This is a genomic window from Bradyrhizobium sp. USDA 3311 (genome assembly GCF_054062495.1).
In genome coordinates this window covers 4,388,177-4,409,891 of the sequence record NZ_JBSSFI010000001.1, presented here as the reverse complement: position 1 = coordinate 4,409,891, position 21,715 = coordinate 4,388,177, and the positions used below count along the sequence as shown (strand labels likewise).

19 protein-coding genes and 1 pseudogene are annotated in these 21,715 nt (G+C 63.6%); 8 read left to right on the top strand and 12 right to left on the bottom strand.

Translation table 11 applies throughout. From position 1 onward, the window contains the following. Positions 1-701 precede the first annotated feature (701 nt). Positions 702-1,484: an enoyl-CoA hydratase/isomerase family protein gene (locus ACVWW6_RS20885; protein ID WP_028173134.1), complete on the bottom strand. Its 783-nt coding sequence runs from the start codon at positions 1,482-1,484 to the stop codon at positions 702-704. A gap of 130 nt (positions 1,485-1,614) precedes the next feature. Beyond that, the gene (locus ACVWW6_RS20880; protein ID WP_271553579.1) at positions 1,615-3,702 is read right to left on the bottom strand and encodes a molybdopterin-dependent oxidoreductase; all 2,088 of its coding nucleotides are present in this window, start codon (positions 3,700-3,702) and stop codon (positions 1,615-1,617) included. Positions 3,703-3,953: 251 nt separating this feature from the next. Here ACVWW6_RS20880 and ACVWW6_RS20875 point away from each other — a divergent pair, with 251 nt between their 5' ends. The 6 genes and pseudogenes from ACVWW6_RS20875 (at position 3,954) to ACVWW6_RS20850 (ending at position 10,236) form a co-directional block, all read left to right on the top strand. Continuing rightward, the gene (locus ACVWW6_RS20875; RefSeq protein ID WP_271553585.1) at positions 3,954-4,910 is read left to right on the top strand and encodes a tripartite tricarboxylate transporter substrate binding protein; all 957 of its coding nucleotides are present in this window, start codon (positions 3,954-3,956) and stop codon (positions 4,908-4,910) included. 15 nt (positions 4,911-4,925) lie between these two features. Beyond that, entirely contained in the window at positions 4,926-5,393 is a 468-nt protein-coding gene (locus ACVWW6_RS20870) for a (2Fe-2S)-binding protein (RefSeq protein ID WP_271553580.1), read from the top strand. Continuing rightward, positions 5,390-7,516, top strand: a complete 2,127-nt coding sequence (locus ACVWW6_RS20865; RefSeq protein ID WP_271553582.1) for a xanthine dehydrogenase family protein molybdopterin-binding subunit — start codon at positions 5,390-5,392, stop codon at positions 7,514-7,516. The genes ACVWW6_RS20870 and ACVWW6_RS20865 overlap by 4 nt, the downstream gene beginning before the upstream one ends. Further along, positions 7,513-8,211 (top strand): molybdate ABC transporter substrate-binding protein, encoded by a 699-nt coding sequence (locus ACVWW6_RS20860; RefSeq protein ID WP_060908297.1) that lies wholly within the window; start codon positions 7,513-7,515, stop codon positions 8,209-8,211. Before ACVWW6_RS20865 ends, ACVWW6_RS20860 begins: the two co-directional genes overlap by 4 nt. A gap of 324 nt (positions 8,212-8,535) precedes the next feature. Continuing rightward, complete coding sequence (locus ACVWW6_RS20855; RefSeq protein ID WP_110116746.1) at positions 8,536-8,961, top strand: CBS domain-containing protein; 426 nt, start codon at positions 8,536-8,538, stop codon at positions 8,959-8,961. Positions 8,962-9,172: 211 nt separating this feature from the next. Continuing rightward, a pseudogene (locus ACVWW6_RS20850) lies at positions 9,173-10,236 on the top strand (IS110-like element ISBj4 family transposase). Between the two features lie 559 nt (positions 10,237-10,795). Here ACVWW6_RS20850 and ACVWW6_RS20845 read toward each other — a convergent pair. The 6 genes from ACVWW6_RS20845 to ACVWW6_RS20820 form a co-directional block, all read right to left on the bottom strand. Then, on the bottom strand, positions 10,796-12,145 hold the full coding sequence (locus ACVWW6_RS20845; protein ID WP_456680778.1) for an IS701 family transposase: 1,350 nt from the start codon (positions 12,143-12,145) through the stop codon (positions 10,796-10,798). A gap of 85 nt (positions 12,146-12,230) precedes the next feature. After that, complete coding sequence (locus ACVWW6_RS20840; RefSeq protein WP_011088796.1) at positions 12,231-13,037, bottom strand: SDR family NAD(P)-dependent oxidoreductase; 807 nt, start codon at positions 13,035-13,037, stop codon at positions 12,231-12,233. Positions 13,038-13,115: 78 nt separating this feature from the next. Continuing rightward, positions 13,116-14,408: a TRAP transporter large permease gene (locus tag ACVWW6_RS20835; RefSeq protein WP_011088797.1), complete on the bottom strand. Its 1,293-nt coding sequence runs from the start codon at positions 14,406-14,408 to the stop codon at positions 13,116-13,118. Then, positions 14,399-14,947 carry a TRAP transporter small permease gene (locus ACVWW6_RS20830; protein WP_182869048.1) on the bottom strand — a complete coding sequence of 183 codons (549 nt, stop codon included), beginning with the start codon at positions 14,945-14,947 and terminating at the stop codon, positions 14,399-14,401. The genes ACVWW6_RS20835 and ACVWW6_RS20830 overlap by 10 nt, the downstream gene beginning before the upstream one ends. Before the next feature lie 66 nt (positions 14,948-15,013). After that, positions 15,014-15,985, bottom strand: a complete 972-nt coding sequence (locus ACVWW6_RS20825; RefSeq protein ID WP_182869050.1) for a TRAP transporter substrate-binding protein — start codon at positions 15,983-15,985, stop codon at positions 15,014-15,016. 21 nt (positions 15,986-16,006) lie between these two features. Continuing rightward, a complete protein-coding gene (locus ACVWW6_RS20820; protein WP_182869052.1) occupies positions 16,007-16,267 on the bottom strand; it encodes a response regulator in 261 nt (86 codons plus the stop codon). Positions 16,268-16,623: 356 nt separating this feature from the next. Here ACVWW6_RS20820 and ACVWW6_RS20815 point away from each other — a divergent pair, with 356 nt between their 5' ends. Next, positions 16,624-17,400 carry a cyclase family protein gene (locus ACVWW6_RS20815; RefSeq protein ID WP_182869054.1) on the top strand — a complete coding sequence of 259 codons (777 nt, stop codon included), beginning with the start codon at positions 16,624-16,626 and terminating at the stop codon, positions 17,398-17,400. A gap of 10 nt (positions 17,401-17,410) precedes the next feature. On the opposite strand, the gene ACVWW6_RS20810 is transcribed toward ACVWW6_RS20815, so the two are convergent. Further along, entirely contained in the window at positions 17,411-18,139 is a 729-nt protein-coding gene (locus tag ACVWW6_RS20810) for a Crp/Fnr family transcriptional regulator (protein ID WP_011088801.1), read from the bottom strand. Positions 18,140-18,641: 502 nt separating this feature from the next. After that, entirely contained in the window at positions 18,642-19,355 is a 714-nt protein-coding gene (locus tag ACVWW6_RS20805) for a helix-turn-helix domain-containing protein (RefSeq protein WP_456681347.1), read from the bottom strand. Positions 19,356-19,504: 149 nt separating this feature from the next. Here ACVWW6_RS20805 and ACVWW6_RS20800 point away from each other — a divergent pair, with 149 nt between their 5' ends. Next, positions 19,505-19,822, top strand: coding sequence for a c-type cytochrome (locus ACVWW6_RS20800; RefSeq protein WP_011088803.1), 318 nt, complete (start codon positions 19,505-19,507; stop codon positions 19,820-19,822). 6 nt (positions 19,823-19,828) lie between these two features. Here the strand turns inward: ACVWW6_RS20800 and ACVWW6_RS20795 are convergent, their stop codons facing one another. Further along, positions 19,829-20,932 (bottom strand): ABC-type transport auxiliary lipoprotein family protein, encoded by a 1,104-nt coding sequence (locus ACVWW6_RS20795; RefSeq protein WP_011088804.1) that lies wholly within the window; start codon positions 20,930-20,932, stop codon positions 19,829-19,831. 3 nt (positions 20,933-20,935) lie between these two features. Next, complete coding sequence (locus ACVWW6_RS20790; RefSeq protein WP_028174476.1) at positions 20,936-21,715, bottom strand: ABC transporter ATP-binding protein; 780 nt, start codon at positions 21,713-21,715, stop codon at positions 20,936-20,938.

Below are 21,715 nucleotides of genomic sequence, written 5' to 3'. Positions count from 1 at the left end.
CGCAAAATGTTGCCCATCAGATCGGAGCTCCCTGGAGCACCCGTATTGAGCCTTGGAAGATCGCTCCACCTCTGAGCATCGGAAGTGTGCTCCGAGCTGACGGTCTCCGAGACTTTCCCGCTTTGTTAACCATCGGCATTGAGATGTTGTTGTTCGACACGATCCCGTGTGCTACATGAGCGCTCGATTGTAGAAACCCTTACGCCGCGCGAGGTGTGGGGGAGGTTGAAAGTGCAATAACATAGTGCTTTCTGTACAATCGATGTTGTAACCCCGTAACGGGGTGGCAAGAGAGCGTCTCTCCGGAGGCGCTCTTTTTTGCTTTCATCCAGCCGGAAAGGCGGACGAGCGCATCGAAGGCCGCGTTTTGTCCGTTCAAGTACGTCGTGTCGGGCACGCCTCAACTGCCCTCCAGCATCGTCACGGCCGCGCTTCGACTGCTTCGCCTGATCGTTCGAGGCGCGAATCACGCTGGCGTCAGGCATCAGTGGCGCACACAACGTCCTCTTCGGCTGGCGGCTTCCCTGAGAAGCGGATCCGGATCTCTGAGCCCCCGAGCCTACTTCAGCTTTATCGTCTGCTCGCCGGCTTGTTGACGAGCCGCTTTTGTTCGACCGGAAAGCCCCATGTTTAGCTAGCGCCAATGGACAAGAAGCGCTTTCCTGACGCTGCCAGCCGAGACGGAGGCTGCAGCACGGCATCTATCTTCCCGGCCAACTCGGCTTGCGCTTCTCGCTGAAGGCCTTCAGGCCCTCCTTGGCGTCCTCGGTCATCGCCAGCAGTGCGATCTGGCTCTCGGTGTAGGCGATGCTTTCGTCGAACGACATCGAGGCAATCGCACGCATGGCGTATTTGCCTCGGCGGATCGCGGTCGGGGATTTGTCGACGATACGGCCGATCAGCCAGTCGACCTTGGCATCGAGCTCGGCCGTCGGCACGACGTAGTTGAGCAGGCCGGCGTCCTTCGCCGCCTTCGCATCGAACGGCTCGCCTGTGAGTGCCCATTCATTGACGAGGCGCCGCGATGCGATCTCCTGCAACAGGCTCAGCACCTGCATCGGAAACACGCCGACCTTCACCTCCGGCAGGCCGAAGATGACGTGATCGGCCGCCACAGCCATATCGGTCATGCACAGCAAGCCAATGCCGCCGGCCATGCAGACGCCGCCGACCCGCGCGATCGCGGGCTTGGTCGCGTTCTGCGACAGGCGCAACAGATCGGCGTAGTCGACATTCGGCCTGGAGAAATCCATCGCAAAGGCCGCACCGGAATTCTGCAAGTCCGCGCCAGCGCAGAACGCCTTGTCGCCCGCGCCCGTCAGCACGATGACGCGGACGTCCTTGTCGTCATGCGCATCGCGATAGCCTTTGGTGATGCCGGCGATGACGTCGCCGTTCAGCGCGTTGCGCTTCTCCGGCCGGTTGATGGTGATCCAGAACGCCTGCCCGCGCTTCTCGGTGACGACGGCTGTGGTGTCGGTCATGGCACGCTCGCTTCCTTGCTCCCGTTTTGCTGCCATTTGCGGCAGGTCGGGCGAGAGGTGCAAGCGCAAACTGCGGCGCAGCGCCGCTTTAGCGCCTCGACACAAATTGCAAGGCAATCGCCATGCGCGCTCAGGTGGCCGCTTTCCTGATCCAGACCTTGTTGTCGTGGAATGCAGCGCCGCCGATCGGGGCGATGGTGTCCGCACCGGTCAGCGTGTTGATGCCGCGACCGCCGATATGATTCTTGTTCGGATGAACGGACTCCGCAATCAGGACGCCGCGCCGCACGCCCTCGAACAGCGTCGCAATCAGCGTGGTCTCGCCGCGGGTGTTGCCGAGCGTCACGGCGTCGCCGTCGGCGATATCGAGGGGGGCTGCATCCAGCGGGTGGATCATCACGCTCGCTTTGCCCTCGCGCGCCTGTGAGGACGGCGTCTCGTTGAACGTGGTGTTGAGGAAGCTGCGCGAGGGGCTGGTCGCAAGCCTGAACGGATGGGCCTGGTCGGCATGCTCGATCACCGCCCAATGGTCGGGCAGTGACGGCATCTGGTCGACATCGCCCATCGTCTGGCCGAACGGCGGATGCGCCCAGTCCGCCCTGAAATGGAATTTGCCGTCGGCATGGCCAAAGCCGTCGAGGAAATGCGCGGTGCGGAAATCCGGTTGCAGATCGCGCCAGATGTCGGCTTCGAGGCCGGCGATGTCGCCGTGGTTGCTGAGCTTCAGCGTTGCGTCGATCAGTTCGCGCGGCGTCATCTCGAAGCCCTGATGCCTGGCGCCAAGCCGCGGTGCCAGCGCCTGCAACACCTGGTGGTTTGAGCGGCATTCGTCGGGCGGGTCGATCAGCTTGGGTCCAACCGAGATGTGTTGATGGCCGCCGCCGTAATAGAGGTCGTCGTGCTCCATGAACATGGTCGCCGGCAGCACGATGTCGGCCATCAGCGCTGTCTCGGTCATGAACTGCTCGTGCACCGCGACGAACAGATCCTCGCGCGCAAAGCCTTGGGCTACCAGCGCCTGCTCCGGCGCCACCGTCATCGGATTGGTGTTCTGGATCAGCATCGCCTTGACCGGTCCCTTGCCGAGCAGGGCCTCGGCGTCGCCGGTGAGGATGCGGCCGATCTTCGACTGGTCGAGCGCACGCGTGGTCCGGTCGATCGCGTCGTGGCCCTCGATGATGGCCTCGTTGAAGTGCCACAGCGCGTAATTGTTGAAGAAGGCGCCGCCGCCTTCATACTGCCAGGCCCCGGTCACCGCGGGGATGCACAGCGCGGCATGCATCTGCGTCGCGCCGTTGCGCGAGCGGGTGAAGCCGTAGCCGAGGCGGAGGAAAGTTCGCTGGGTCTCGCCGACCAGCTTGGCAAACGCCTCGATCTCGGACACCGGCACGCCGCAGATCGCCGAAGCCCATTCCGGCGTGCGCGTCTTCAGATGCGCCTCGAGCTCGGCAGGGCAATCGGTATACTTGTCCATGTAGGCGCGGTCGGCATAGCCGTCGCGGAACAGGACATGCATGACGCCGCAGGCGAAGGCGCCGTCGGTGCCGGGACGCAGGATGATCTTGATGTCAGCCTGCTTCATGGTCTCGTTGTCGTAGATGTCGACGGCCGCGATCTTGGCGCCGCGCTCCTTGCGCGCCCGCGCGGCGTGCGTCATCACGTTGACCTGGGTGTTGACCGGATTGGTGCCCCAGATCACGACGAGGTCGGAGAGCGCCATCTCGCGCGGATCGACGCCGGCGATCTTGCCGGTGCCGATCGCATATCCAATCCGCGCGACATTGGCGCAGATCGTCTGATAGAAGCGCGAATATTTCTTCACATGCGTGAGGCGATTGAGACCGTCGCGCATCACCAGCCCCATCGTGCCGGCGTAGTAGTAGGGCCAGACCGATTCCGCGCCGAACTCGCGCTCGGCCTGGTTGAACCGATGTCCGATCTCGTCCAGCGCCTCGTCCCAGGAGATGCGCGCGAACTGCCCGGAGCCCTTCGGCCCGGTGCGGCGCATCGGATACATCACCCGTTCGGGGTGATGGATACGCTCGGCATAGCGGGCGACCTTGGCGCAGACGACGCCGGCCGTATAGGTCTGCTTCTTCGAACCGCGGACGCGGCCGATGCTGCGGCCTTCGACCACCTCGACATCGAGGGCGCAGGCTGAGGGGCAATCGTGCGGACAGGTCGAATGGCGGATTTCGATCTTGGCGTGCTGGTTCATGTCCCAGTTCGTAACACCAAAATACCGGCCGGCCGAGAGCATTTATCCGGCAACGCCCATGCGATTTGCTCAAACCGCACGCGCGGCCGGTTCCTGCCGAAAGCACGAAATCCGGCCCGGCCACACCGAAAGCCGCCCGATATTCCCGGCGCGATCGACTTTGTGAGGCGTCGACAGTCCGCGTTCCCTGCCGCTACAGTGCACCCAACAAGAACGATATCAGGGAGGTGGGCGTGACGGCCCGACAATTCATGCTGGCGCTGGCCGCCGGCCTGCTCGGCGTAGCCGCCGCAGCCCCCTCATTGGCGCAGGATTATCCCACGCACGCGGTCCGAATCGTCGTGCCCTTCGGCGCCGGCGGGCCGGCCGACGTCGCGGCCCGGCTGATCGGCAACGCGCTCCAGGAGAGTTTTGGCCAGCCCTTCGTGGTCGAGAACCGCACCGGCGCGGGGGGCGTCATCGGCACCGTCGAAGCGGCGAAGTCGCCGGCCGACGGCTACACGCTGTTGATGATGTCCAACACCCAGACCGCAAATGAATCGCTGCTGACGCCGGAGCAACGCAAATATGAGCTGATGCGCGACCTCGCGCCGATCGCGCCGGTGAACTATTCCGATCTCGTCCTCGTGGTGAACCCGCAGGTTCCGGCGAAGACGCTGCAAGAGTTCATCGCGCTCGCCAAATCACAACCGGGCAAGCTGAACTACGCCTCCTCCGGCCAGGGCACGCCCTATCACATGGCCGGCGAGCTGTTCAAAGCGATGGCGGGCATCAACGTCGTCCACGTGCCCTACCGCAACAGCGGCGAGGCGCGCAGCGGCGTGATCGGCGGGCAGGTGCAGATGATGATCGACGCCGTGCCGGCGATGGCGCCGAACATCGCCGAGAACCAGGTCCGCGCACTCGCCACCACCGGCAAGCAGCGTTCAACGGTGCTGCCGAACGTGCCGACCGCGGGCGAGGCCGGCACAGCAGGCTATGAGGCCACGATCTGGCTGGGCCTGATGGCGCCGGCCGGCACGCCGAAGCCAGTCATCGACAAGCTCAACGCCGCCGTGAACGCGATGGTGAAACGTCCGGACATCGTCAAGCTCTGGACCGCGCAGGGTGCCGTGCCCATGTCGATGACGCCGGAGGAATTCGACAAGTTCCTGCGCGGCGACATCGAGAAATGGGCCAATGTCGTCAAGAAGTTCGACAAGTCCTGAGGCCGTAGAACGACCATGCCGATTCAATTCCAGCTCAACGGCACGGCGACGGCTGTGGACGCGGATCCGGATCAGACACTGCTCGATGTTCTGCGCGGCCGCCTCGGCGTCACCGGTCCGCATTTCGGCTGTGGCGCCGGTGAGTGCGGGGCCTGTCATGTCATGGTCGGCGATCGCGCGATGGCCTCCTGCGACATGCCGATGTGGTCGGTCGCCGGCAAAGATGTCGTCACGATCGAAGGTCTCGGCACGGCGGAGCAGCCACACGCCTTGCAACGCGCCTTCATCTCCGAACAGGCGATGCAATGCGGCTATTGTGTTTCCGGAATCCTGATCAGTGCGGCGGCGTTGCTGAAGCGCAATCCGTCGCCGACGGAGGCCGAGGTCAGAACGGCGCTCGACCGCAACCTGTGCCGCTGCGGATCGCATAACCGCATGGTCCGCGCCGTGCTGCGCGCGGCCTCGGAGATGGCCACCCCATGACGCCCCCTGCCCCGAAACTGCCGGTCAGCCTCGTGACCAACCCAAGACTGTCATCCTGGGTACAGTTCACCAGCGACGGCCGCGTCGCGATCTCGCCCGGCAAGGTCGAGATCGGCCAGGGCATCGTCACGGCGCTGGCCCAGATCGCCGCGGACGAGCTCGACGTCGATATCGGCCGAATCGAAATGATCCGCGCCTCGACCGCAACCAGCCCGAACGAAGGCGTCACCTCGGGCAGCCTTTCGATCCAGCAATCCGGCCGCGCGCTGCGCCATGTTTGCGCCGAAGTGCGCGAGCGCTTCCTCGCCGCGGCGTCGGAACGCCTCGGCGTCGATGCCTCGCGGCTCGATGTCGATGACGGCACGATCTCGGGTCCCGGCAATGTCAGGACCAGCTATTGGGAGCTGGCGGGCGACGTCTCGCTCGACCAGGATGCCACTGCTGGCGCGACTGCGAAGGCCGCCGCCACGCGTGCCGTAGCAGGGCATTCGATCCAGCGCGTGGACATTCCCGACAAGGTGTTCGCACGGCCGCGCTTCATCCACGACCATGCGCTGCCGGAACTGTTGCACGGCCGCGTGCTGCGGCCGGACATCTCGGGTGCCAAATTGACCGCGCTCGACGAAACAGCCGTGCGCACCGTTCCGGGCCTCGTCGCGATCGCTCGCGACGGCAGTTTCGCCGGCGTGGTCGCCGACAGCGAGGTGGCGGCGGCAGCCGCGCTGAATGCCCTGCGCAAGGGCGCGACATGGTCGGCCGGCGAGCCGCTGCCCGACGAAAACGATCTGGCGGGCTTCCTGAAGAGCCAACCGGTCGAGACGACCACCATCGACACCAGATCGGCCGCGTCGCCACAGAAGGCCGCGCGCACTCTCCGCCGGCAATACACCCGCCCCTATATCGCGCATGCCTCGATCGCGCCGTCCTGTGCGATGGCGCGGTGGGAGGGCGATCGTGTCCACGTCTGGACCCACAGCCAGGGCGTCTATCTGCTGCGCGCCGATCTCGCGATCGTGCTCAGGCTGCCGGCAGAAAACATCGTCGTCGAGCACATGGAGGGCGCCGGCTGCTACGGGCACAATGCGGCCGACGACGTCGCGCTCGATGCCGTGCTGCTGGCGAAAGCGGTCGACGGCCGTCCGGTCCGGGTGCAGTGGTCGCGCCACGACGAGATGTCCCACGCACCGTTCGGCGCGGCCATGGCCATCGAGATCGAGGCCGATCTCGATGCGGACAACGAGATCGTCGGCTGGCGCCATGCGATCTGGAGCAACGGCCACGCGGCGCGGCCGGGACGCGCGGCACAGCCGGCGCTGCTCGCGGCAACCGAGATCGCAAATCCCTATCCGCGCATGATCTCGACGAACCCGCCGGCGGCCAATGGCGGCGGCGGCGACCGCAATTCCGTTCCGCTCTATGACCTCCCGGCCTGGACGATCACGAGCCACCGCTTGCTGACCATGCCGGTGCGCACCTCGGCGCTGCGGACCCTGGGCGGGCAAGGCAACGTGTTCGCCATCGAATCCCTGCTCGACGAGATCGCCGCCCTGCGCGGCGAAGACCCGATCGCGTTTCGGCTGCGCCATCTGCGCGACGAGCGTGCGAAGGACGTCATTCGCGCCGCCGCCCGACGCGCGCGGTGGAAGCCCGAAAAGCGAACCGGTATCGGCTACGGCGCCGGTTTTGCCCGCTACAAGAACACGGGCGCCTATTGCGCCGCGATTGCCGAGATCGAAGGCACTGACGATATCCACGTGAGGCGGCTGACGCTGGCGGTCGATGTCGGCGAAGCCATCAACCCGGACGGCGTGATCAACCAGATCGAGGGCGGCGCGATCCAGGCGACGAGCTGGGTGTTGAAGGAGCGCGTCCGCTTCGACCGGACGCGCATCACATCGACATCGTGGACCGACTATCCGATCCTGACCTTCAGCGAGGTGCCGGCGGTGGATGTCGAGATCATCCAGCGGCCGGAGATCGAGCCGGTCGGCGCCGGCGAAGCCGCACACGGCCCGGTGACGGCGGCGATCGCGAACGCGGTCCACGATTGCCTCGGCGTGCGCGTGCGCGACCTGCCGATCACGCGCGACAAGATCATCGCAGCCATGGAGCTTGCATCGTGACGACAGTGAATATTCTGAGCGGCGGCGCGGCGCAAGGCCTGGTGCGCGGCCTCAGCGAGGCCTTCAAGACGCAGACCGGGTTCGGCATCGACGGCGAGTTCGGCGCGGTCGGCATCATGGCCGACAAGCTGCGTGCGAGCACGCCGGCCGATCTCGTCATATTAACGCAGGCGTTGCTCGCGAAACTTGCCGAGGAGAAGCTCGTCGTCCCCTCCTCGATCGCAGATGTCGGCAGCGTTGAAACCGCGCTGGCGGTCCGCAACCGCGATCCCAAGGTGGCCGTGAAGACTGAAGCCGACCTGCGCGAGGTCCTGCGTGCCGCAGACGCCATCTATGTGCCCGACACCAGGGCTTCGACCGCGGGCCAGCACGTCGCAAAGGTCCTGGATCAACTCGGCATCGCCTACGAGGTCGCATCGCGTCTCAAGATATTCCCGAACGGCGCGACCGCGATGCGGGAGCTTGCGACATCCACCGCGCAAAGGCCGCTCGGTTGCACCCAGGCGACCGAGATCATCGCGACCGACGGCATTGCGCTATCGGGATCGCTGCCGCCGGGCTGCGAACTGGTGACGACGTACACGGCCGGCGTGACCACGCGCGCCGCACACCCGAAGGAAGCCGCCGCGCTGATCGCTTTGCTGACCGGCGCGGACCGAAAGGAGCTGCGCCAGCGCGCGGGTTTTGCCGGCTAGGGCGGGCGCGCACTCATAAACTTGCGCTGCACTTCGTATGAGGTCCGCTCTGCCTCTGATAGCGGCGCGTTGGCGCACCTCACCTCAGGGTCCGAGATGGGCCAAGAGCAGCCATTGGCATAGTCTGCAAGCCAAATTTGTCCAGCTGGTCGTCGCAGCCGAATGCCCGCGCTTTGACGTAGATCAAATCAGACTTAGCCATTAGTAGTAATTTAGTTTTCGCATGGCGCGCATAGTTTAACGCGGCACGGTGTTCAAGCGTCTGTGTCAAACCAATAGGCGGCCTGCTGGGAAACGACGCTTTTCGAAGGGCGGAGAATTTCGATGACGGTCCGCCAGTTACTCAATGAAAAAGGGCATGATGTTTTTACAATTGGCCCGGACAACACCGTCCTTGAGGCCATACAAAAGATGGCTGACCAGAATGCTGGTTCTTTAGTTGTAATCGAGGACGGAAACCCCATTGGCATCATTACCGAACGACATTACGCACGGAACGTGTTTTTGAAAGGACGTGCATCCCCTACAACTCGTGTCCGTGACATTATGGAGGCGAAGGTTTTATACGCTCACCTTGATCAAACTGTGGAAGAATGCATGGCCGTTATGACTGAGAAGAGAGTTCGCCACCTTCCCGTTATTGATCAGGGCAAATTGATCGGAATTGTATCGATTGGAGATTTGGTAAAAAGCATAATCAGTAAACAAGAATTCGTCATTGACCAGTTGGTACAATTTATTCACCGCTAATGCGGATCGACTATCGCGCCGATCGCGCTTCTGATGTTTTCCGCTTTTGGTGATGGTTAATCGCGAAGAAATCGCCTTGTTTCCTGCAATCGAAGTTGAGTGTAGCCCTGCTCGGGCGGGGCTTCATAGAGTCCGCTAATGGGATGGTCCGGCCGTGCTCCTGCCCCGCCAGCGATAAGCTGGCCAGGGGCGCCAAGACAAGGAGCACGCCATGTCCCAGACACCCAGTACCGGGATCGCCGTGATCGGCATCGATATCGGCAAAAACTCGTTCCACGTCGTGGGCCACGATACGCGCGGCACCGTCGTGCTGCGGCAAAAGTGGTCGCGTGGCCAGGTCGAGGCGCGGCTCGCCTTATGCCGCCTTGCCTGATCGGCATGGAAGCCTGCGTCGGCGCACATCATTTGAGCCGCAAACTCGCATCGTTAGGTCACGATGCCAGGTTGATGCCGGCCAAATATGTCCGCCCTTATAGCAAAGGACCGAAGAACGACTTCAATGACGCCGAAGCGATTGCCGAAGCCGTGCAGCGCCCGACGATGAAGTTCGTGGCGACCAAGACCGCGGAGCAACTGGATCTGCAGGCGCTGCATCGGGTGCGCGAGCGGCTGGTGTCGCAACGCACCGGCATCATCAACCAGATTCGCGCCTTCATGCTGGAACGCGGGATCGCGGTGCGCCAGGGTATCGGCTTCCTGCGCACAGAATTGCCCACCATCCTTGCGACGCGCACCGATGCCCTGTCGCCACGCATGTTGCGTGTCATCGAGGAGTTGGCAGGCGACTGGCGTCGGCTGGATCAGCGCATCGATAGCCTCTCCGGCGAGATCGAAGCACTGGCCCGTCAAGATCAGGCATGTTCGCGCCTGATGACGGTGCCTGGCATCGGGCCGATCATTTCGAGCGCCATGGTGGCCGCGATCGGCACTGGAGACGTCTTCTCCAAAGGCCGTGACTTCGGCGCCTGGCTCGGGCTGGTGCCCAAGCAGATCTCGACGGGAGACCGCACGATCCTCGGCAAAATCTCAAGGCGCGGCAATCGCTACCTCCGCGTTCTGTTCGTCCAGGCGGCATGGGTGGTGCTGGTCAGGATCAAGAACTGGGAACGTTACGGACTCAGATCCTGGATCGAAGCCGCCAAGAAGCGATTGCACCACAACGTGCTGGCGATCGCACTCGCCAACAAGCTTGCCCGCATCGCCTGGGCGGTGCTGGCTAAAGGACGCGCCTTCGAGCTGACAAGGACCAACGATGCAGGCGTCCGACCCGCTTGATCGTCGCGCCGTGCTCGGCGCGGTCAAGGCGCGGCCTGGCAACGCCGGAGCCAGCCGCAAGCAAAGCGCAACGGCCGGCCTTGACCGCCCGTGCGCGCGACGCGACGCACGTCCTGCGGGCCGGGACGAAGGAACGGCCCCTGGCTCGAACACAGGAACTGCGAGGTAGGAGGAGCAAGCGATGACGTAACCCCATCAACAGGTTCCAGCCGAGGTCTGCGAGAGGATGAGACGAGATGGAGGTTCGGTCTTCCCGGCGCATGCGAACACTGGTGACCCAAATGGCCCAATCGAGGCCTGTCCGCTAATGAGAACGCACGCGCGCTGATATCCATGATGGCCCGGAGCAAATGCTCCAATCAAAGGCCGGATACATTGATGCAAGACCACTCACCACCTGATCGACGAATCTCTTGCTACGCACGGCCGGACCATACATCAGGGTCACAAGCCGCCGATCACGCTCAAGGTGGCAGACTTCCGCTTTGCGTTGGTAAGCCGACTTTATGAGTATACGCCCTAGCACTACTTTGGCAGAATGTGTTTTCGCCGCTGTTTTTCAAGGATTTGCTTTCGGCAATATGGGCACTGCTGGGGCGGCGGCCGAAGGATGAGATCGACGATGGCGTGACGTACGGCGGGCATGGTTGGTTGAGGCGGAGGCCCGTTGATTCTTTTTTTTCCGCCCCGCGTTTGCGAGGCGACGATGTTGCAGGAAGGCGTAGGCAATCATTGTCATAAGGGCGTGGCGATGAAGACCTTGCCATGATCGCCCTTCGAAGTGATCAAGTCCAAGTTCCTCCTTCAACTGTTGATGCGCCTGCTCACAAATCCACCGTGCCTTGATGGTGGCGGCCAGCGTGCGCAGATCCGTCATCGCCGGAAGATTGGCGAGATAGTATTTCTTCTCTCCCGAGGCGCGTTGCTCGCCAATGAGCCAGGCTTCGTCGCCTGGGAGATGCTGCTGACCTTTATCCCATATCCGCTGCGGAGGGCCGTCGGCGGTCCGGACACGGAGAGCAGCAAATCGGGCTTTGAGCCGACCTTTCGTCCCGCTACGCCAACTCACGGTTTTCCATTTGGCGCTGGCCAGCATTTGTTCTGCCGCAATCGATAAGATATCGGGCACGTGGTGCTTTCGTGGTTTCCCGCGGACTTTGGTAATCGGCCAAATGAGCTTCACATCGACCGGATACACTTTCAGGTGCCGAGGGATGCCGACAGCCCAGGCCAGCCCGCGCTCTGTTAGCCCTTGTCGAAACGGTGCGCTGAGGCCGTATCCTGCATCCGCCAGCACACATCCAAAGCGCACGTTGGCTGCCATCGCGCGGTCAATCTCGGCCAAAGCAATCTCCGGCTTGGACCGTGGCGTTCGGTGTTCGACTGGCACGCGAGCGCGCTTCAAACGAGACATGTCGCTTGTCCAACTGTCAGGCAAAAAGAGACGTAACGCGACCATCACTGGCACTTCGCCGCGCGCAAGCGTTAAAGACACCAGCGTTTGGCAATTTGCCGTTTTACCGAGAGCCGACGCGTATTGAGCCGCAACACCGACCGAGCGCTCACCCTTCTTCGGCAGTGAGGTGTCATCAATAACCAGCACCGCATCGCTGCCGCCGACAAGTCGGTCCGCCTGGTTGAGCAGCTCTGTCTCCAGCGGCGTCGCGTCCCAGACACCGTCCGCAATGAAATGGTGCAACTGGTCGTAGTTGCTCGTGGCAAGGCGTTCCGCCATCGGCTGAACGCTCTTGCGATCGCCAGGACCGATCAATCCCGCAACATATAGAGGACACATCCGCTGTCGGGTCTTATGACCCAGCCGGTCCAAGAACGGCATCAGCCAGCGTTCGAGTTCGTCTTCCCATCCCGGCATGGTCAGCCCTCCAAGAGCCGACCACCCATGAATCATTGAAAAATTGATTCGGGAATCCAATAAATCGAGGTGAAATCAACAATCTGCCAAAGTAGTGCTAGACTAGGCGCAGATCGTCGCCCTATTTGTGCAGCTGGGTGAGACCGGTCGGCGGCCCGTCGACGGCGGTCCAGCCGCCATCGACGAACAGCGTGCTGCCGCTGACATAGCTGGCGGCGTCCGAGGCGAGATAGGCCACCGCCGTTGCGACCTCGTCGGCGCTGCTCCAGCGGTTGAACACGGTGTGGCCGGCGTAGAGATTGTAGATGTCGGGCCGCTGCTTGAACGGGCCGGTCAGCGCGGTCTCGGCGATGCTCGGCGCGATGGCGTTGACGCGCACGCCGGCATGACCGACCTCGGAGGCAAAGCCCTTCACCAGGAGGCCGATCGCCGCCTTGGTCGAGCCGTAGACGCCAAGGCCCGGTTCGATGGTCACCGCGCGCACCGAGGAGCAGGCGATGATGCTGCCGCCCTTCTGCCCGACCATGATGCGGCCGAAAGCCTGGAAGAACCAGACCGTGCCCTTGACGTTGAGGTTAAGGACACGGTCGAGATCCTCCTCGGTGTAGTCGAGGATGGTCTTGCGGATGTTGAGCCCGGGCGTCGTCACGGCAATGTCGAGCCGCGGGAACTTCTGCATCACGCTCTTGGCGAGCGCGTTGACGTCCGCAGCGATCGCGGCGTCGCAGCTAGCAGCTTCCGCCCAGCCACCCTTGTCGCGAATGCCCGCGGCGGTCGCTTCCGCTGCATCGAGCGCCCGATCGGCGCAGACGACACGGGCGCCGAGCCCGGCCAGTGCTTCGGCCGACGACTTGCCGATGCCCGAGGCGGCGCCGAGCACGACGGCCGTCTTGCCGGTGAGATCGAAGAGCTTGCGATAGTCGGTCACGGACAGATTCTCCCTGTTGTTGTGACGCAAACTACGCAAGCGCGGTGCGCCGGCCAAGTGCCGGCGCGCGCACGGCAGCTATCCCTTGTATCCCATCAGCAGGCGCGGCAGCCACAGCGAGAATGCGGGAACGTAAGTGACGAACATCAGCGCTGCGATCAGCGCGGCGTAGAACGGCAGGATGGTGCGCATCACCGCGCCCACCGAGATGCCGCCGATGGCGCAGCCCACGAACTGCGTCGTTCCGACCGGCGGAGTGTTCAGCCCCAGCGCGCAGTTGATCAGCATCAGCATGCCGAACTGCACGGGATCCATGCCCGCCTTCATCGCGATCGGCAGGAAGATCGGAGTGCAGATCAGGATGGTCGCCGCCATGTCCATGAACGTGCCGAGCACGAACAGGATGACGTTGATGAGCAGGAAGATGATCCAGGGCTGCGTGGATACCTTACTCATCAGGTCGCCGGCGAAATCGGCCACCTCGTAGAGTCCCATCAGATACTGGAACATGGTGGAGACGCCGATCAGCAGCAGCACCACGCCCGTCGTCTTCACCGCCTTCGCCGCGGCCCGCAGGAAGTTCGGCAGGGTCATGGTGCGGTAGATGAAGAACGTCAGCAGGATCGTGTAGGTGACCGCGACCGCTGCGGATTCAGTTGCCGTGAAGACGCCGGACAGGATGCCGGCCAGAATGATGCCGACGATCAGCAGGCCGGGCAGCGCCGCCGCGAAGGAACGGAAAACCTCGGACCAGCCCGGAAACTTGCCGGCCGGATAGCCGCGCTTCACCGCGACCGCGTAAGCGGCGACCAGCATGCACACCATCAGCACGAGCGCCGGCAGAAGGCCTGCGGCGATCAGCGCGCCGATCGAAACCTTGCCGCCGGCGGCCAGGGCATAGATGATCATGTTGTGGCTGGTCGGCATCAAGGCTCCGACCAGCGAGGCGTGGGTGGTGACGTTGACGGCGTAGTCGGTGTCGAATCCTTCCTTTTTCATCATCGGGATCATCACCGCGCCCATCGCCGACACGTCGGCCACGGGCGAACCGGATACGCCGCCGAACAGCGTGCAGGCGACCACGTTCGACATGCCGAGCCCGCCGCGGATGTGTCCGACGAGATTCTTGGCGAGCTGCACGATCTTGTCGGCGACGCCGCCATGCAGCATCAGCTCACCGCTGAAGACGAAGAACGGAATGGCGAGGAACGAGAATATGTTCATCCCCGACATCATCTGCTGGAAGATGACGGCAACCGGCAGGCCCTCGTAGAGGATGGTGCAGATCGCCGAGAGGCCGATCGCGAAGGCGACCGGGACGCCGAGGATCAGGAAGCCGAAGAAGGAGGCGCCGAGGATGATCAGTTCCATGAGGGGACGACCTCTTCGCCGCGCAGGAGAGCAATGATGTGCTCGATTGAAAAGGACACGATCAGGACGCCGGAGGCGATCAGCGGGACGTAGCGGATGACCTCGGGAAGGCCGAGATTGGGAATCTTCACGGTGCCGACCGACGCCCCGAGGATCCAGCCATTGTAGGCCATCGCAACGCCGAACAGGGCGACCAGAACGTGGATCACGAGCTCGATCTTCTCGCGCACATTATCCGGAAGCATCACCAGCAGACTGTCCATGCCGATGTGTCCGGCATCGCGCACGCCGACGGCGGCGCCGATCAGCGTGACGTACAGGATCAGGACCAGCGCAAGGTTCTCGGTCCAGGTCGGGCTGGAGTTGAGCACGTAGCGTCCGAACACCTGGTAGAACACGATGGTGACGATGACGAGCAGGCCGGTCACGGACAGATACATGCCCACACGCGCAACGGGGGCATTGATCCGCGACAGCAGGCCGGTGGACGGGCGTCCGGCGACCTCCTGCTCGTGGCTTGCGACGTGTGGGTCTGTCATCGCGCGTCTCCTTCGCGAGGGCCCGGCGTCACCTGGCGGCGATACCGGACCCGATCCGCCGTGTTCTTACTTCGTATCCTGGATGCGCTTGACGAGGCTCTGCAGCTTCTCGTCGCCGGCGAACTTCTGGTACACAGGCTTCATCGCGTCGACGAATTCCGCCTTGTTGGCGATCGTGACGACCTGAACACCGGCCGCCTCGACGGTCTTGCGGGACGCCTGCTCACGCTCGTCCCAGAGCTTGCGCATGACCGGCACCGATTCCTTGGCGGCCTTGCGGATCATCGCCTGATCCTCCTTGCTCAGCGTGTCCCAGACCTTCTTGGACATCACGAGAACCTCGGGCGCCAGAGAGTGCTCGGTGATGTTATAGAACTTGGCTGCCTCGAAATGGCGCGAAGACTCGTAGGAAGGCCAGTTGTTCTCGGCCGCGTCCACCAGACCCGTCTTGAGCGCGGTATAGACCTCGCCATACGGCATCGGCGTCGGGTTGGCCCCGAGGCTCTGGATCATGCCGACCCACAGGTCGGATTGCTGGACGCGGATCTTCAGGCCCTTGAGGTCCGCGAGCGACTTGACCGGGGCCTTGACGGTGTAGATGGAGCGGGCGCCGCTGTCGTAATAGGCAAGGCCGACCAGGCCCGCGGGCTCCATCGCCGCCAGTATCTCGTCGCCGATCGGCCCGTCAAGGACGGTGCGCATGTGCTGCGTGTCGCGGAAGACGAAGGGCAGGCACAACGCGATGGTCTCAGGCACGAAGTTGTTCAGCGGCGATGCGTTGATCCGCATCATGTCGAGCGCGCCGATCTTGAGCTGCTCGATGGTGTCCTTCTCGGAGCCCAGGGCGCCGTTGGGAAACACCTTCACGCCGAGCTTGCCGCCGCTCGCGGTCGCGAGCTGCTTGCCCATGAACTTGACGGCCTCGACGGTCGGATAATCGGCGGGATGGATGTCGGCGGAGCGGAAATCGCGTGCGGTCGCCAAGGGCGCTGAGACCGCCAGCACAGCGGCTGCGATGATACCGGTGAGTGTCTTCATCTGGGCTTCCTCCTGAGTTGATTATGTCGTTGTCGGGCAGATGCTGCGCGCCGCCCTGGGTCGCTCCACTTCAGGTGTAAAGTCAAGCGTTACAAACGCACCACCTTGGTAGGATTGCACGGCGGAGTCGAGCGGATTTGACTGCTTCATGATCGCCGGCGCGGAAGGCGCGGCCTTCATCGCGCTGCCTCGGGCGGGGGCCTGCGCGGCAAGTGCTCCCTGCCCTCGCGCCTCGCCATCGGCCAATGCCGGATGCGGGCGAACGACGCTCGTCGTGTCCATGGATGTTCCTCTCGGTTTGTGCTCGACCGCTATTGATTGCGGCTTGGAGGTTCGGACGAGACGGTCGTCCTTCCCGGCGTACGCGCTGCGTCGGCGCGATGTCGCCAATGTCGTCCCTAGGGCGGGCGGCATTCTGAGTCCAAGCCAAATCCGGCATCGATCGATGCCGGACTTGCATCGATCGATGCCGTGCCGCCCCGGCAAGGCAAGCGGCAGATGCTTCCCTTTTCCCGAAATGGCCCGATTGTTTCGGGCGTGAGGCGGGCTCTCGGCTTACCGGAGCGTTACTTGACGCCACCGGTGCAGCCCCCACAAAATGCTCCGAAACAGACCGGACCATCTCGAAGGGAATGCCCATGCCGCGGACACTGATCGATATCTCCGTGCCGCTCAGAAACGACGTGACGTCCGACCCGCCGGGCAATCACCCGACGATCCACTACATCGATCACCAGCAGGGCCTGCCGCGCATGCTCCAGTTCTTCGACGGCCTCAAGGCGCAGGACCTGCCGGACGGCCAGGGCTGGGCCGTCGAGCAGGTCTCGTTGTCGACGCATAACGGCACGCATCTCGATGCGCCCTGGCACTTCCACCCGACCATGAATCGCGGCGAGCGGTCATGGACGATCGACGAGGTGCCGCTCGAATGGTGCTTTCAGCCCGGCGTGAAGCTCGACTTCCGGCACCTGCCCGATGGTTATGTCGTGACCGCCGCCGACGTCGAGAAGGAGCTCAAGCGCATCGGCCACACGCTGTCGTCGCTGGAGATCGTCGTCGTCAACACCAGCGCCGGCGCCAAATTCGGCCAGGCCGACTACGTCAATTCCGGCTGCGGCATGGGTTACGAGGCCACCATGTATCTGCTCGAGCGCGGCGTGCGGCTGACCGGCACCGACGGATGGAGCTGGGACGCTCCGTTCGTCTACACCGCGAAGAGATATGCCGAAACAAAAGACGCCGGCCTGATCTGGGAAGGCCACAAGGCGGGACGTCACATCGGCTATTGCCACCTCGAGAAGCTACACAATCTTGATCGATTGCCGCCGGCCGGGTTCACGGTCTCATGCTTCCCGGTGAAGATCGAACGCGCCTCCGCGGGCTGGACCCGCGCGGTCGCCATCATCGACGGTTAGGCGAACGCAATCACTCGCCGCCGAGGCCGCTTTCGGCGAGCTCGCGCAGCGCATCGGTATCGAGCACGACGATGGCGCCGTGCTCGAGGCGAACCCAGTTGCGTCCGGCCCAGGCGCGCAATTGCTTGTTGATGCTCTCGCGCGTCATCCCCACCATCTCGCTGATTTCCTGCTGGGTGATGGCGAGCGTACCGCTGCCGGAGTCGAACTTGCGCTCTTCGGTGAGACCGAGCAGTGCGCTTGCGAGCCGGCCCGGAAGATTTTGCAGGATCACCTGCTCGACCTGCTGGCTGGTCCAGCGCAGCCGCGCGCAGAGCAGCTCGATGAATTTCATCGCCAGCGCCGGCTGGCTCTTCACGAACGGCAGGAAGTCGCGGCGATCGATGATGTAGAGCTCGCAATTGGTGTTGGCGGTCGCATCCGCCGAACGCGGCGCACCGTCGAGAACCGCGATCTCGCCAAAGATTTCTCCGGGACCGATGAGATTGAGAATGGCATTCCGCCCGTCGGGCGAGGAGGAGGATATCTTTACCGTCCCCGAGATCACCGCGAACAGGTTGTTGCCGGGGTCGCCCTTGGCGGCGATCGTCGCACCGCGCTTCACGGTGGTGTGCTTGGCGTAGCGGCAGAGCTGATCGAGCGCATCCGGCTCCAGATCCGCGAAGATCGGGTGCTTGCGCAGGACCGATAATTTGTTCGCCGCCGATTGTCGGGGGTCGCCGGTCTTGTCCTGAGGCACGCCGCTGGGCTCCTAAGACTGCGAGGCACTGGAGTTCCTGCGTAGTCAGTGTTGCCCGGCATTTCAACCGGAAAGCATGCGCGCGCTTTAAGGCAAATGCGGCGAAAATGCCCGCCGCCCGGCTCAAGGGCGGCATCCGAAGGATGCGCCAATGCGTCCCAGTCGATGCAGAGTTGCAGGCACCGCACGCCGCGATTGCGTTGAGGCGCTGCCGGACAGCCAAGAGCCGGCCGGGCGAGCGTCGGCGCTTAGCGCGTCAGAGGAGGCTTACGATCAGGGGCTTCAGCGCTTGGAATCGGGGTCGAGCCGGCCCGCGCTGGTTTGTCGGTCCGCCCATGCCAGAGCTGCGGCGAAAGTGACGAAGATCGCCACGACGACAATGGTCATCAGCAACGCGTCAATAGGCATCATGCTCCTCCCGGGTGTTGAGGGGCATTATTTGCGGCCGGCGCCCACCGTCATTGATCGGGATCAAAAATCCGAGAGCATCGTGAAAAGCCTGTCAGGCCGCGGCCAAGGCCTCGACGCGAGCCGGGTCGAGCAGGCTGATACCGCCATGAATGATGGCGATCGCTCCGTGGCGTTCAAGCTTGGTAAAGGTGCGACTGACGGTCTCGATGGTCAGGCCGAGATAATCGGCGATGTCCTGCCGGCTCATCGGAAGTGGAACCGTGTCGGACGCCCCCTTGAGCGCGAGCAGCCGCTCGCGCCAGCCAAGCAGAAAAGCCGCAACCTTCTCGTCCGCCGAGCGGCGGCCGAGCAAGACCATATGGTCGCGTGCCTGGCTCAACTCGCGAATGGCCAGCTCGTTGATCCGCCTGAGCAGTTGCGGCCGCTCCTCGATGAAACGCCCGAAGGGCGCCTTCGCGAACTGGCACACGGTCACCGCGCCGATTGCATCGGCGGAAAAATTGTGGCGGCCGGACAGATTCATCCCCAGGAAATCGCCGGGCAAGGCGAAGCCGACGATTTGCCGCCGGCCGTCGGGGAGCAGCTTGTACAGCCGCATGACGCCTTCGAGAACGTTGTAGAACGAGGTCGTGATGTCCTCCTCGGAGAACACGGTCTCGCCTGAGGAAAAATGGACACCGCGTCCGAGATGCTCGAATTCCCTGAGCTCGGCCGCATCCAGCGACGAACAAACCGCCGATGTGCGTATGGCACAATCGCTGCAGAAATGCCCGTTTGGTTCAATCATGACCACGGAAGGCTTCATCCACCGCTCCTACAGCTCCGCCCCCCGGCCGAGTCCGCCATACGCACCCGCATTTTACTGCACCCTCACAAACGCGGTTGACCCAGATCAATTCTGGCGGGTCTCCTCTCTCTATTCTGCGCCGAGAGTTCGACGGGATCCCGCCTTCCATGCTTCACCATGCGCTCCGCCAGGGCCTGATTGGCCTCTTTCTGATCACGCCAGCGCTGGCGGCACCGACCGCCGAACAACGCGGAAAGGCCTTTGCACGGGCCAATTGCGCGCGCTGCCACGCGATCGACCGCGTCTCCGAGAGCCCGCTCAAGATCGCCCCGCCGCTGCGCACGCTGCACCGGAATTATCCGATCGCGACCCTTGGCGAGGCGCTGGCCGAAGGCATCTACACGGGCCACGCCGACATGCCCGCCTTCGAGCTCAGTCCGGACCAGATCCACGACCTCCTATCCTACCTCAAGACGCTGGAATAGGCGGCCTCACACCGCCAGCACCGTCCAGCCGATCAGTTCCTTGGCGATGCGGGCGAAAGCCGCGTCGAACGCTGCGACCGCAGCGGCCGGTTCGACCTTGTCGAGCTTCTCACTGGTCTCGACGAGGCGGGACGCGACCACCTTGCCGTTCTTGTCGACGATCCGCGCCGATAGTCCGATCTCGACCCTTGTCTCGCCGTCCGTGGCAATCCGGAAGCGTCTGATGTCGATCAGCAGTTGGTAGTCCGCCTGCCCGAGATCGCTCGTGCGCAACGGCGCATGGGCGATGTCGTAGTTCTCGAAGCTGTCGATCAGCCGCGCCTGCACCAGCTTTGGAATGCTGTCGGCCCAGAGGAAATCGGCAAAGCCTGGATTATCCCCGACCGGCGCAAACAGCATGCGCTGGGTCTGGAGCATCGCGACCGCGGTCGGCTCGGGAATGGCCAGCGACGCAGAAAGCGTCTTGGCGGCCGGTCCGAGGTTCTGCGGCGTGCGCAGGTCATAGGTGATCTTCTGCGCCGGCGCGCCGCCGCCGGTCATCTTCTCGAGACCCGCCAGGATGCCGTCGAGCTTGCCGGTGTTGCGCGCGAGCCCGTCGGAGAACGTCTTGAAATTCGCGATGGTGTCCTTCAGCGGGCCGGAATTGTCCTCCAGCACCGAATCCACCCGTCGCAGCGCATCGCGCGCCGCCTGCGTCATGCTCTGGCCGGCGCCGGCCTCGGCGATCAAGGTCAGGGGCTCGCCGGATTTGGCGACGATCATGCCGCCCTCCAGTGTCACCACCGGCACGCCGGTCAGCCCCTGGAAATCGAGCCCGACCCTGGTGTCGGCGCGCACCGGCGTGGCGGAGGCAACCGAAATCGTCGCATTGACGAAGCGCGGATTGTCCGGCGCGAGCCCCAGCTGGGCCACCTCGCCGACGCGGATGCCGTTGAACAACACGCCGGCGCCAACCAGGAGCCCCGGTACCGGTCCCTGGAATTGCACATGGTAGTTCGTGCGCGGCCCGATGCCGCCGGTGTTGTTCAGCCAATAGATGAAGCCGAACACCGCGAGGATCGCGGCCAGCACGAAGGTGCCGATCAGCACGTAGGGAGCGCGGGTTTCCATGTCTCATCTCATCTCGTGTTGCAGCATCTGCGAGCGCTTGCCGTGGAAATAGGCGCGCACCCAGGGATGCTCGGATTGCAGCAGGTCGCGCATCGGGCCAATCGCAACGATCTTGCCGTCGGCGAGCGCGGCCACGCGGTCGCAGACCGTGGTGAGGCTGGCAAGATCATGGGTGACCATGAACACGGTCAGTCCCAGGGTCTTTTGCAGCGTCTTAATGAGCGCGTCGAAATCGCCGGCGGCGATCGGATCGAGGCCGGAGGTGGGCTCGTCCAGGAACAGGATCGGCGGATCGAGCGCGAGCGCGCGCGCCAACGCCACGCGCTTGGTCATGCCGCCGGACAGCTCCGCCGGATATTTGTCGGCGTCCTGCGCCCGCAGCCCGACCATTTCGAGCTTGGCGATCGCGATCTCGTCCATCAGCTCCTGCGACAGGACGAGATTTTCGCGCAGCGGAAACTGGACGTTCTGGCGGACCGTCAGCGAGGAGAACAGCGCGCCCTGCTGGAAGAGGATGCCCCATGTCGCGGCCGCGCCTTGCGTGCCGCGGTCATGCGTGCCGCCGATCTCGTGCCCCATGACCTCAATGGTACCGCTTCGGCGCGGGATGAGGCCGATGATGGTTCGCATCAAGACCGACTTGCCGCCGCCGGACGCTCCCACCAGCCCGAGAATCTCGCCCTTGCGAACGTCGAGCGAGAGATGGTCGAGCACCGTCTGGCGGCCGAAGCCGACCACGAGGTCGCGGACGCGGATCGCGAACTGTTCCTGCGGTTCGCCCAT

Coding starts and splice junctions, on each gene's coding strand:
- ACVWW6_RS20885 (WP_028173134.1), bottom strand. CDS start 1,484: ATGACCGACACCACAGCCGTCGTCACCGAGAAGCGCGGGCAGGCGTTC.
- ACVWW6_RS20880 (WP_271553579.1), bottom strand. CDS start 3,702: ATGAACCAGCACGCCAAGATCGAAATCCGCCATTCGACCTGTCCGCAC.
- ACVWW6_RS20875 (WP_271553585.1), top strand. CDS start 3,954: ATGCTGGCGCTGGCCGCCGGCCTGCTCGGCGTAGCCGCCGCAGCCCCC.
- ACVWW6_RS20870 (WP_271553580.1), top strand. CDS start 4,926: ATGCCGATTCAATTCCAGCTCAACGGCACGGCGACGGCTGTGGACGCG.
- ACVWW6_RS20865 (WP_271553582.1), top strand. CDS start 5,390: ATGACGCCCCCTGCCCCGAAACTGCCGGTCAGCCTCGTGACCAACCCA.
- ACVWW6_RS20855 (WP_110116746.1), top strand. CDS start 8,536: ATGACGGTCCGCCAGTTACTCAATGAAAAAGGGCATGATGTTTTTACA.
- ACVWW6_RS20845 (WP_456680778.1), bottom strand. CDS start 12,145: ATGATTCATGGGTGGTCGGCTCTTGGAGGGCTGACCATGCCGGGATGG.
- ACVWW6_RS20835 (WP_011088797.1), bottom strand. CDS start 14,408: ATGGAACTGATCATCCTCGGCGCCTCCTTCTTCGGCTTCCTGATCCTC.
- ACVWW6_RS20830 (WP_182869048.1), bottom strand. CDS start 14,947: ATGACAGACCCACACGTCGCAAGCCACGAGCAGGAGGTCGCCGGACGC.
- ACVWW6_RS20825 (WP_182869050.1), bottom strand. CDS start 15,985: ATGAAGACACTCACCGGTATCATCGCAGCCGCTGTGCTGGCGGTCTCA.
- ACVWW6_RS20820 (WP_182869052.1), bottom strand. CDS start 16,267: ATGGACACGACGAGCGTCGTTCGCCCGCATCCGGCATTGGCCGATGGC.
- ACVWW6_RS20815 (WP_182869054.1), top strand. CDS start 16,624: ATGCCGCGGACACTGATCGATATCTCCGTGCCGCTCAGAAACGACGTG.
- ACVWW6_RS20805 (WP_456681347.1), bottom strand. CDS start 19,355: ATGAAGCCTTCCGTGGTCATGATTGAACCAAACGGGCATTTCTGCAGC.
- ACVWW6_RS20800 (WP_011088803.1), top strand. CDS start 19,505: ATGCTTCACCATGCGCTCCGCCAGGGCCTGATTGGCCTCTTTCTGATC.
- ACVWW6_RS20795 (WP_011088804.1), bottom strand. CDS start 20,932: ATGGAAACCCGCGCTCCCTACGTGCTGATCGGCACCTTCGTGCTGGCC.
- ACVWW6_RS20790 (WP_028174476.1), bottom strand. CDS start 21,715: ATGGGCGAACCGCAGGAACAGTTCGCGATCCGCGTCCGCGACCTCGTG.